The sequence below is a fragment of the Micromonospora parastrephiae genome (assembly GCF_016802865.1).
GTDB classification, from domain to species: domain Bacteria; phylum Actinomycetota; class Actinomycetes; order Mycobacteriales; family Micromonosporaceae; genus Micromonospora; species Micromonospora parastrephiae.
Map to the genome: position 1 here is coordinate 1 of NZ_JAEVHM010000371.1, position 2,153 is coordinate 2,153.

Annotated in this window: 4 protein-coding genes; all 4 read left to right on the forward strand. The window is 73.6% G+C overall.

Annotated features, from left to right (window positions below; all coding sequences use genetic code 11):
• Window positions 1-289, forward strand: a 289-nt coding sequence (locus JNW91_RS31080) for a hypothetical protein (protein ID WP_203179014.1), incomplete at its 5' end; no start/stop codon positions are given.
• The gene (locus JNW91_RS31085; RefSeq protein WP_309244538.1) at window positions 286-1,209 is read left to right on the forward strand and encodes an NADH-quinone oxidoreductase subunit H; all 924 of its coding nucleotides are present in this window, start codon (window positions 286-288) and stop codon (window positions 1,207-1,209) included. The genes JNW91_RS31080 and JNW91_RS31085, both read left to right, overlap by 4 nt.
• Window position 1,210: 1 nt before the next feature.
• A complete protein-coding gene (locus JNW91_RS31090; protein WP_309244539.1) occupies window positions 1,211-1,732 on the forward strand; it encodes an NADH-quinone oxidoreductase subunit J in 522 nt (173 codons plus the stop codon).
• A gap of 8 nt (window positions 1,733-1,740) precedes the next feature.
• Window positions 1,741-2,034: an NADH-quinone oxidoreductase subunit NuoK gene (locus tag JNW91_RS31095; protein ID WP_238426025.1), complete on the forward strand. Its 294-nt coding sequence runs from the start codon at window positions 1,741-1,743 to the stop codon at window positions 2,032-2,034.
• Window positions 2,035-2,153 lie beyond the last annotated feature (119 nt).

Here is a 2,153-nt window from a genome sequence, read left to right on the forward strand (position 1 = left end):
GCGGGTGCTCGTCGAGCTGCGGGAAACGTTGGTGGTCGGCCCGCGCGGCGTGGAGATCCCGGCGACGCTACGCGGCGACGCGACCGCCCGGTGGCGGCGCCGGCTGGCCGAGACGGACCGGCTGCTGTCCGGCGGCGAGCCCGACACGTCGCCGGAGCCGGACGCCGTGGCGGTGCGGGAGCTGGCCGCCCACCTGATGGTCGGGCTCGACCTGGCCGCCGCTCGGGTGGTGCTGGCCTCGTTTGACCCCGACCCGGACGAGCTGGTGGCCGCGGGGGTGCGATCGTGACCACCGGTGCGTGGTGGGGCGTCCTGCCGGCTGCCGGTGTACTGCTCGGCGCGGCACTGGCCGCCGCGGTGCTGGCTGGCCTGCTCGGCCCGGCCAGCGGTTCGACGCTCGCGCGGCGGGCCGGGCGGCCGGTATGGGAGACCGCCCGGCTGCTCCGGCAGCGACGGCGTGGCGTGGTGGCGGCGGACGCTCTGCTGTGGCGGCTCGGGTTGGCCGGGCCGCTGGTGGTGGCGCTGCTCATGGTGGTGGTGGTGCCGCTGGGCGACCGGGTGGTGGCCGACCTGCCGGTCGGGGTGGTCTGGTTCAACGCCATGGACGTGCTGCTCTGGGCGGCGGTGTGGCTCGCCGGCTGGGGAAGCAACAGCGCCTACGGCCTGGTCGGGGGCTACCGCTTCCTGGCGCAGGCGCTCGGCTACGAGCTACCGCTGATGTTCGCGCTGACCGCCCCCGCGGTGGCGGCCAGCAGCCTACGGATCGCCGACGTGGTGGCAGCACAGCGGGAACTGTGGTTCGTGGTGTGGATGCCGGTGGCGTTCCTGGTCTTCCTCGGCGCGGTGCTCGCGTTCAGCATGTCCGGGCCGTTCGCCTATCCGGACGGGCGGGACGTGGCCGGCGGCGTGCTGGCCGAGCCGTCCGGCGTGGACAGGCTGGTCCTGCTCGCCGGCCGGTACGCGCTGCTGGCGGCGGGCGCGGCGACGGCGGTGGCGCTGTTCCTCGGCGGCGGGTCGGGGCCACTGCTGCCCGGGTGGTTGTGGAGCCTGGTGAAGACGCTGGCCGTGTTGGCCGCCCTGGTGACGCTGCGTGGCCGAGTGCCGGTGCTGCGGGCGGACCGGCTGATGGGTGTGGCCTGGCTGGTGGCGTTGCCCGCCACGCTGCTGCAGGTGCTCGTGGTGGCCGTGCTCGCGGTGGGGAGGGGTTGAGGTGGCCGTCGTCGCCTTCGTCGTGCTGGCGTTCGTCGCCGTGGCGTCCGGCGTGGCCGTGTTCACGGTGGACTCGATGGCGCGGGCGACGTTCGCGCTGGCGCTGTCGTTCGTCGCGGTCGGCGGCGAGCTGCTCCTGCTCGACCTGGGTTACCTGGGGGTGGTGACCGTCCTGATGATGGTCATGGAGATGGCGCTCATGGCGGTCTTCATGGTCATGTTCATGATGAACCCGGGCGGTCTCATGCCGATGTCGATGCTGCACAACCGGCGGGGCGCGGTGGTGGTCTCGGTCGGCGTCTTCGTCCTGCTGGCCGCCGGCTCGGTGCTCGTGCCGTGGCCCGCCCGTCGCGGCGAGCCGCCCGCCGACCCGACCCGGGCCCTGGGCGAGGCCGTCATGGGCTCGAAGATGCTGGTCATGATGGCGGTCTCCGCGGTGCTCTTCGCCACCATGGTCGCCGCGCTGGTGCTCGCCACCGCCCGGGGGCGCTACGACCGCGCGGACTCCCCGGAGTGGCCGTGACGCTGCCGATGTTTCTGCTGCTCGCGTCCGCGCTGTTCAGCGTCGGCCTGTACGGCGCGCTGAGCCAGCAGGCCGTCGTGATGGTGATGATGGGCCTCGAACTCATGATCAACGGGGTGATCGTGGCCGCCGCCGCGCTCTGGTGGTTCCTGGCCCCGCAGCAGCCCGACGGGCAGGTGCTCGTCCTGGTGGTAATCGGCGCGATGACCGTGGAGATGGCGCTGGGCTTCGCGGTCGTGACCCTGTTGTTCCGGTCGAGCGACGCCGACATGACCGACATGGCGGGGAAGCTGCGGGGATGAACGCCGCATTGTGGGCACTGGTCGTCCTCCCGGTCGTCGCCGGGGGGGACGCTGCTGCTGGGCGGGCGGCGGGTCGACCGGGCCGCCCCCGCGCTGGCGCTGACCGTGGCCGCGCTGGT